This window comes from Nostoc sp. FACHB-133 (assembly GCF_014698055.1).
In the GTDB taxonomy this organism is placed as follows: Bacteria; Cyanobacteriota; Cyanobacteriia; order Cyanobacteriales; family Nostocaceae; genus Nostoc.
Genome location: NZ_JACJSH010000034.1, coordinates 74,084 through 83,638, shown reverse-complemented (window position 1 = coordinate 83,638; position 9,555 = coordinate 74,084). Strand labels below are relative to the sequence as shown.

The 9,555-nt window shown below is 40.0% G+C and carries 5 protein-coding genes; 4 read left to right on the top strand and 1 reads right to left on the bottom strand.

Annotated elements, in window-relative coordinates:
* From H6G86_RS24260 to H6G86_RS24245, 4 genes are all read left to right on the top strand, one after another.
* A partial coding sequence (locus H6G86_RS24260) for an SDR family oxidoreductase (RefSeq protein ID WP_190936469.1) occupies positions 1-296 on the top strand: 296 nt, incomplete at its 5' end.
* Positions 297-515: 219 nt separating this feature from the next.
* Complete coding sequence (locus H6G86_RS24255) at positions 516-1,454, top strand: cation diffusion facilitator family transporter (protein ID WP_190936468.1); 939 nt, start codon at positions 516-518, stop codon at positions 1,452-1,454.
* Between the two features lie 75 nt (positions 1,455-1,529).
* The gene (locus tag H6G86_RS24250; protein ID WP_190936467.1) at positions 1,530-3,926 is read left to right on the top strand and encodes a glycoside hydrolase family 15 protein; all 2,397 of its coding nucleotides are present in this window, start codon (positions 1,530-1,532) and stop codon (positions 3,924-3,926) included.
* Positions 3,927-4,131: 205 nt separating this feature from the next.
* Positions 4,132-5,769: an alpha/beta hydrolase gene (locus tag H6G86_RS24245; protein ID WP_190936466.1), complete on the top strand. Its 1,638-nt coding sequence runs from the start codon at positions 4,132-4,134 to the stop codon at positions 5,767-5,769.
* Between the two features lie 35 nt (positions 5,770-5,804).
* Here the strand turns inward: H6G86_RS24245 and H6G86_RS24240 are convergent, their stop codons facing one another.
* Positions 5,805-9,107, bottom strand: coding sequence for an ATP-binding protein (locus H6G86_RS24240; RefSeq protein WP_190936465.1), 3,303 nt, complete (start codon positions 9,105-9,107; stop codon positions 5,805-5,807).
* Positions 9,108-9,555 lie beyond the last annotated feature (448 nt).

Here is a 9,555-nt window from a genome sequence, read left to right as displayed (position 1 = left end):
GTGGTATTAATATGATGATGAAAAGTATTGCTCAAGAACTAGCTCCCCACAAAATTCGCGTTAATAGTATTGCTCCTGGTGCTATCAAAACCCCAATTAACAAATCAGCTTGGGATACTCCCGAAGCCGAAGCAAAGTTACTAAAACTGATTCCAGCAAAACGTGTAGGAAATGTTGAAGATATTGCCAAAGCAGCTGTTTGGTTAGCTTCTGATGACTCTGATTATGTTAACGGTACAACATTATTTGTAGATGGTGGTATGACCTTGTATCCAGGATTTACGGAAAATGGTTAAAGGTAAGAGGCGATAGGAAATAAGGCAAGAGGCAAGAGGCAAGAAGCAATAGAAAATAAGGCTTTTTGAGTTGTAGGGGGGTTTTTCACGCAATCAAATATGAGTCTCATAGTAAAGCTATCTTATACCTTCTGATAGTTTACTTTTAACTGTCAGACACGAGATTGTATGTGGGATGCACGATGCACCTAAGTTTCTGGATAGCTCTTATTTACGCTCATGGCAACTGATTCATCTAAAAAAACAATCTTTGCAGCGATAGGGTCTAATTTAGCGATCGCAATTACTAAATTTATCGCCGCCTCCATTACTGGCAGTTCCGCCATGATCTCTGAGGGGATTCATTCAGTTGTAGATACAGGCGACCAACTTGTACTTTTGCTAGGACTGTACAGAAGCCAAAAACCAGCAGATGATAGCCATCCCTTTGGATATGGTCAAGAACTTTATTTCTGGACTTTTATCGTTGCTATCCTGATCTTTGCAATTGGTGGCGGGATGTCAATTTATGAAGGAATTACTCATTTAATTAACCCCAGCCCTTTAGAAGATCCAATATGGAATTATATTGTATTGAGTATGGCAATAATATTGGAAGGCTTTTCTTGGACTGTAGCTTTAAAAGAATTTTTGCCGACCAAGGGTAAGCAAAATTTTTGGCAAGCAATCAAAAATAGTAAAGACCCAACAGTATTTACAATATTATTTGAGGATACTGCCGCAATTTTAGGCTTAGTTGTGGCCTTGATCGGAATTTTTTTAGGACATTTATTTAATAATGTTTATTTTGATGGTATTGCCTCTATTATTATTGGTATTATCTTGTCTATAGTAGCAGTCTTACTAGCTAGAGAAAGTAAAGGATTATTAGTTGGTGAAAGTGCTAATCCTCAAACTATAGCCAATATACGTTCTTTATCAAAAACAGAACCAGGGGTACAAGAAGTTATTCGGGTACTAACAATGCAACTTGCTCCACAGGAAGTATTACTCAACTTGGAAATCCAGTTTTCTAAAAATCTCACAGGCGAAGAAATAGCATTAACTGTAGAACGTTTAGAAATAAAAATTCGCCGAAAACATCCTGAAATAAAACAAATTTTTATTGAAGCAAAGTCTTTAGCTGCTACTCGCAAATATTCTCAACCTTTCAATTGAAGGAGAATTTTGTTTTGATAAATATCCACTACAGCTTTTCCAAATAGCACTCAAAGCTTATCGGCACAATAAATTATGGTAAAGATTATTGGTCAAGAACAGGCTTTTGGTTCACCAGGTATCGAGCCTCGATGGACTCATGCCAATAAAGATGCAGTCGGAACAGCTTATTTTACCTCTAGTCGCGTTTGGTTTACTGTTTGCAACGGTGTTGTGACAGAAGTCTACCACCCCACAGTAGACAGACCCCAAATTCGAGATTTGCAATATCTAATTTCTGATGGCAAAAGCTTTTTCCATGAGGAGAAACGCCATCTCGAATCAAAAGTTGAACAGATTTGGACTCATGGTTTAGGATACCGCGTTACTAATTCCGATCCACAAGGGCGTTATGCTGTGATCAAAGAAGTGATTGCTGACCCCCATTTATCCTGTATTTTACAACATACAAAGTTAACAGGAAAGCGCGAGTTTATCTCGCAACTCCAGCTATACGCTTTGTGTGCGCCACATTTGGAAGTTGGTGGCAGAGGTAACAATGGTTACGTCATAGAAGTTGCTGGACATCGGATTCTAACGGCCGAGAAAGCAGGAAGATGGATGGTGCTAGGTGGAACGGTTCCCTTTACCCGTCTTTCATGTGGTTATGTTGGTCAAAGTGATGGGTGGACAGATTTAGCTGATAATTTCCAGATGGATTGGGAGTTTGACTGTGCTTTAGATGGCAACATTGCTTTGACTGGAGAACTAAATCTAGATGAGAGTCACGAGTTCACTTTGGGACTGGCATTTGGTACAACTCTGCACAATGCAATTTCCACACTGTTTCAGTCGCTAAATATTCCTTTTCAACAGCAGAAGCAAAATTATATCGAACAGTGGAAGCGATCGCGCCAAGGCATCAAACCATTAGAAAATATTTCATTCGATGATGGCAACTTGTATCACCACAGCATTAGTCTGCTTTTGGCCCATGAAGACAAAACTTATCCAGGTGCTTTAATTGCTTCCCTGGCAATTCCTTGGGGTGAAGCCAAAGACGACCAAGACCAAGGGGGATATCACCTTGTCTGGACGCGGGATATGGTTAGCAGTGTATCAGGTTTATTGGCTGCTGGGGAAACTGAAACAGCAGTGCGATCGCTAATTTATCTGGCCACGAGTCAGCAGGAAGACGGCGGTTTTGCCCAAAATTTCTGGGTTAATGGAGAACCTTACTGGAAAGGTATTCAACTAGATGAAGTGGCATTTCCAATTTTACTAGCATGGCTACTGCACCAACATAAAATACCACTGACCTTTGATATTTATCCCATGATTTTACGGGCAGCAGGTTATTTAATTCGTCATGGCCCGGCTACTCAACAAGAACGCTGGGAAGAAAACAGCGGCTATTCACCTTCTACACTGGCATCTAATATTGCCGCTTTAATCTGCGCTGCTCAATTCGTTCGTGAACGTGGGGATGAAGCAACAGCACAATTTATCGAAGAATACGCCGATTTTTTAGAATGTCACGTTGAAACTTGGACAGTTACTACCGAAGGCACTCTTGTTCCTGGCATCAATCGCCATTACATTCGCATTACTCCTACAGATATTAATAATCCTCAACCCAGCGAAAATCCTAATCAGGGAACTATTTTGATTAGCAGTCAGCCTCCTGGTAAACCAGCAGAATTTCCTGCGAAGGAAATTGTCGATGCAGGCTTTTTGCAACTAGTACGCTATGGAATTCGTAAACCTGATGATCCGATTATTGTTGATTCCGTCAAAGTAATTGATGCAGTCTTGAAAATAGATACACCCGTTGGGCCTTGTTGGCATCGTTACAACCATGACGGCTATGGACAGCAAGAAGATGGCAGTCCTTACACTGGTTGGGGTAAGGGACGCGCTTGGCCTCTCTTGACGGGAGAGAGGGGACATTATGAACTAGCTGTTGGTGGTGATGTCAAAACATATATCAAGGCAATGGAAGGATTTGCTTCAAACACTTGTTTGCTACCAGAACAAGTTTGGGATGAAGCAGATAGACCCGAAAGCCACATGTATTTAGGAAAACCAACAGGTTCTGCCATGCCTTTAATGTGGGCGCACGCAGAGTATATCAAGCTGCTACGGTCAAATCATGACAATCAGGTGTTTGATTTTATCCCAGAGGTGGCGAATCGCTATTTAGGCGAAAGACAAGAGTGTAAATTATTGGAAATGTGGAAGTTTAACCGTCAAATAGACAAAGTTAAAAAAGGTTATACATTGCGAATTCATGCTTTAGCTTCTTTTCGGTTGCATTGGTCGCAGGATAATTGGCAAATCGTAAAAGATACACCTTCAACTGCCACAAAATTAGGAGTAAATTTTGTAGATATTTATGTTTCAAATAACCAACAACAGCCAATAAACTTTACCTTTTTCTGGATTGAAAGTAGCAAATGGGAACACCGCAATTATACAGTTATAGTTGAGTAGCTCATCTTTTCAGAAAATATAATTATCTAATATAGGGCTGATATTTGATTTTTAAAAAATACTTCCTCTTGCCTCTTGCCTTACCACGCAAGTAACTTAAAAAATCAAAGCGGAAATTCTAGAAAATTTTCCTCAACGATATCAAATCTTATGATCAGCTAATTTTCTCGTCGCGTAATCAATGTAGTATCTAAAGCGGTGTGTAATGACTCATCTTATCGGTAAAAAAACTGTTTGGCAGAAATTGGCTTTAAGAATTTTTAGTATGACATTGCTGCCTACATTAACTACTTATCCCGCTTTCGGTGCAGAGCGCCTAAAATTTAATTATGGTGTTTTAGAAAGGTCTATCCCCATTAGTTCACTTGAGAACTATGCTAAAACAGGTAACGTAGATGAAGATTTTGCTGGATATAGTCAGTATGTAGACAAAAAGCAACTAACTCAACTGCGAAAAGTTTTACTAACTCGCATTCCCTTAAATCAAGTAGAAATTTCGCAGTTTCTTTATACACCAATTGGTGAGCGATTATTACAAAAATTGGGTAAAATTATTCAGACAGAATCTAGATTGTCAGGCTTTTATGCAATTCGCTCGGCACTAATTTTATCAGCCGCAGATCAAAAAGATTTTACCCTCTTAAATATATTACGCAAGTTTCCTGCAAGCTCAATTTCAATAAACTTAAACCAGACTTTAGAAATAGTAGAGACATTACAAGATTTAGTAAATCAAACTCAAAATGCAGTCGCACTTATTAACGAAGAATCTCAACAAAATGTAATCACTGTTTCTAAGCTTGATTCTATTCCATTGATGGACTTAGGAAAAACCGGAAGTTTTCGCTTCCTCAAGCAAACTATTACCCTTAATGACCTTACACGTAATAGAAGATTCTTAGCTGATATTTACCTCCCAGTTGCTCAAGCTCCTCGGAAGATAATTGTTATTTCGCATGGACTTGGTTCTGACAGAAAAAGTTTTGCATATCTAGCTGAACATCTCGCTTCTTATGGTTTTGTGGTTGCTGTTCCAGAACATCCTGGTAGTGATTCAAAACAACTACAAGCATTATTAAAAGGTACAACAAATCAAGTTACTAATCCTAGAGAACTTATTGACAGACCTTTAGATATTAAATATTTACTAGATGAACTCACTAGGTTATCTAAGTCTAATCCAACCTTTCAAGGACGTTTAAATTTAGAACAAGTTGGTGTGATAGGGCAATCATTTGGTGGATATACAGCATTAGCATTAGCGGGTGCAAAGATCAATTTTGAGCAATTGAAAGCTGACTGTCCAGATTTAGAAAATACGTTAAATGTTTCGTTACTACTTCAATGTTTAGCTGTTAATCTACCAAATTTTCAATATAATTTATCGGATAAAAGGATAAAAGCAGCAATTGTCATTAATCCAGTTGGTAGCAGTATTTTTGGTCAAGCTAGCCTTAGCCAAATCAAAATTCCTGTGATGATTATATCTGGCAGTTCTGATACTGTTGCTCCGGCTTTGCTAGAACAAATTCAGCCTTTTACTTGGTTAACAACTTCAAACAAGTATTTAACGCTGATCAATGGCGGAACACACTTTTCTACTATTGCTGAATCACCCAATGCAACTATTCCTATTCCTATACAAGCAGTTGGTTCAAGTCCAGCCTTGGCACGTCGCTATGTTAAAGCTTTAAGTGTTCCTTTCTTTGAAACGTATATTGCTGGGCAGCCAAGTTACCTTCCATACTTGAGTACAGAATACGTTAATAAAATTAGTCAGCAACCACTACCGTTAAGTCTGATTACATCTCTGACATCTGAAGAACTAAAAAAATATAAATAGCCTCTAATAAAGATGAAGCTAACGCGTTTGTGCATCTACGTTTTTGGGTGATTTATTTTTTTGGTACTTCCTAATGCAATAATTTCTTCAAAGCAGAAGCAGTCTACAAGATTGGTTAGTGCCTCGATCAGATGATCGTGCTGCTCAGGAATTTGTTTAATCAGCATAAGAATTTCTTTAGCATTTATTCGGAGCGCAGCCTGATGCAGTTGCTCAATCCAGTCGCTAGGCATGACGCTTAAATCTGCAACCGTTAATTTAGGTGTGATGAATGAAGCGTTAGAAGGCCAAGATGCTTTTTCCTGATTTTCTCGTTCATCAGCATAAACATAACGAACACCCAAATATTCAGCCATCTTTTCAAAAATTACGGTTGTCCGAAATGGCTTACGCACAAAGTCATCAAAACCTACGGACAGCGCTGTTAAGCGGTCTTCCTCAAATGCGCTTCCTGTCAATGCAATGATAATCGGTGGGGTTTGAGCGCCTGCTGCTTTAATATGTTTGGTTGCCTCAAATCCGTTCATAATTGGCATCCGTAGATCCATCCAAATGAGGTGAGGCGACCAATTTTGCCAAAGTTCGATCGCAGCTTGACCATTTACCGCTTCCCGTACCTCAAAGCCAACGGGTGTTAATAACTCAACTAGAAGCTGCCGATTTTCTAGTTTATCCTCGACAATCAGAATGCGATAGCTGGGTTGTCCCTTTTCTAAACCGATAACTTGCCGGCTTGGTGCAGGCGTTGGCAAGGTATCCATAATTACTGCACGAGTTCGGATATCAAAGGTAAAAATTGAGCCTTTTCCTAGCGTGCTATTCACCCTGATATCTCCGCCCATGAGCCGCACAAATCGCTGGCTGATGGGTAATCCAAGTCCAGTCCCTTCCTGAGCTTTTTGTCCCGCCTCTGTTTGGACAAATGGCTCAAATAGACGATTAAAGTCAGAATCAGCAATACCGCAACCCGTATCTTCGACGCTGAAGTTCAGGGTGATGGGTTCATCTGGTGTGATGTTTTGGTTAGGAGTTTCTACCCGCAAGGTTACTTGACCGATCCGCGTAAACTTAATTGCGTTTCCTAATAGATTAACTAGAACTTGGCGTAATTTACTCTCATCGGCACAGATGTATTGGGGGATAGTTGGCGATCGCTCCAAAATGAGTTGTAATCCTCTAGATTGGGCTTTCAATGCAAACATCTGTTGCAGGCGATCCAAAAGCCCGTAGAGGTCAAAATTTGTTTCACTGAGGATAACTCGACCTGCTTCAATTTTGGACATTTCCAATACATCATTGATTAAGGTCAGTAAGTCTTCGCCACTGCGGTTGATCGTGTCAAGATATTCCTGTTGCTGTGAGTTGAGTGATCGATTTCGCAGCAGCAGTTGGGTAAAGCCAAGGATGATGTTAAGAGGAGTCCGCAGTTCGTGGCTCATATTAGAGAGAAACTGGCTTTTGGCGAGGTTGGCAGCATCTGCGGTTTCTTTGGCTTGCTTGAGCGCGGCTTCGGTTTTTTTCAGCTTGGTGATATCACGAGCCACCCAAAGTACTGTATTGTCTGACAATGGCGAAACACTAGCTAAAAACCAAGTTTCTCGATTCTTGTTCGCTAAGTGGTATTCAACAAAAACATTCTTGCGACTTCCATCAGGGTTTCTGGGTTCTTCTTTTAGATGCAGAGCTTGCTGAATGGCATCGAGTATTAAATTGGCGATTTCTTTTGGTAAAACTTCATCAACTTTTTTGCCAATGCGATCTATATCAGGCTTATAAGCGAAGGATTGTGTTAGCACATACTTTGTTTGCACATACTTTTGGTAACGTCCCTCTGCATCAAAAACCACTACCATATCAGTCATAGCAGCGAACATTAACCGGAGTTCTGCTTCGGATGTTTTTAGTGCTGCTTCTACTTTTCGGCGATCCCTTTGGGCAGCTTCGCTAACGCGAATTTCCCTCTGAAGTTGGGCATTTTTCTCTCCAAGTTCTCTGGTGCGTTGCGTGACTCGGCTTTCTAATTCTTCGTTGGTTCGTGCTAGGGCTAAAAAGGATTCACGCAACTGATGGGCCATAAGATTAAAAGACTCTGCCAAAGAGTTTAGCTCGGTTGTACTGTTCACAGAAACCTTTTGGTCTAAGTTCCCGGCGGCGATCGCTTTGGCTGTACTTCCCAGTCGGAGAATTGGCTGTGTAATCCAGTGAGCTGTCAGAATGCCCAATCCAGTTGCAAGTGCAAAGGCAACCAGGCAAAGCAAAATTGTTGAACGAGTATTAGCATTGATTTGATCCATGAAATCCGTTTCTGGAACAACCACAACGATTAACCAGTCCAACCCCTGCTGATTCTTAATCGGTACAATCTGTAAGAATTGCCGTTTACCCTCAATGTCAAAATCTAGTTGTTGTTTTTCGGTAATCTGGGTTAAGTCTACAAAGTTTTGCTGCAAATATTCAGCAGTACGTCGCGTCAAAATATCATTACTGGCGATCGCCTGAACTCGAACCGGATTCTGATCTATGATTGGAGCTGTCGGATTTGCAATTACGTAGGGTTGTTGAGTGGCAGAACTCCCAACCAATAATCCTGTTTGGCGTTCTAGGATGAAAGTTTCACCCGTTCGCCCGATTTTGAGACTCCGCAGATATTGACTAATCCCAGTCAGTGAAAAATCGACAGCAGTAACGCCGAGCAGATTGCCGCCATCATCATAGATCGGCAAGCTGGCATTTAGCACATATTTGGGTGTGGCAAACAGTTTATAAATTCCACCCCAGCTAGCTGTCTTAGACTTAACTGCCGATTTATACCACGGACGAGTCCGAGGATCGTAATTAGGCTTGGATCTTAATAATTTAGTGTAATGTCCCGGTTGGTCTGCGGCGTAAATCCGAATTTCATTCCCAGTGGACTTACCTGAAAGTTTCACCTCAAACTGACCATCATCCGCCCTTTGAACTGCAACATGTTCACCATATTCTGACCCAAAGTAAACTGCTGTCACTGTGTCAAAGGTCTTCAGTTGATACCAAAGGTGTTGTTCTAATGTTAATAATTTTTGGATATTAAGTTCACCCAGTTTAATGGCATTAGCATTTAGTTGATTGATTTTATGAGGCGTTTCAACATATACCTTTAGGTACTGCTGGATTCGAGCCGTGATTTCATTTCGGAGTTGGATTGCAACTTCATTGACTGCTCGTTGCCCATTATGTATTGATAGCCACCCAGTTAGCCCTACGGCTAGAGAAATTTGCAGTACAAACGGCACTACGAGAATGTGGCGCAACTGCACATTTTTAGTCAGCTTTGAAAGTCGAAGGGTGAAAGAAGGCATATCCGAATTCCTGAAATTAAACAGCAATGTTGGGGTAATAATATTTACACATAAGCCTCTTAATTTTGATGAATTCTATTTGGCATAATTATAGAAGATGAACTGTCTCAGATGATATTACCCTCTTGGGTAATATTGAGAATTAATACATTACCCTATTATGTGAGAGTTTGAATTTATCTTTTTCTTAAAAAGTTCAGAATTTCCTAAGTCTTTCTCCTTTAAGAAACGCTACATATAGCTTGCTTGTACCGAGCTAACTCTGGTACGCTGCCTAGCTACTCAATCTTGAAAAATCAAGCTAAAAAACGGATAATAAGAAGGTTATAACTTGATTTAAAATTGTGAGAAAATTATGTAAAGTAATTAAAATGAAAAATTTTTACGTACTCAATTTATTTTTAATTACTGTCAATACAAATAACTTAAGTAGGTAAACGGATATAAA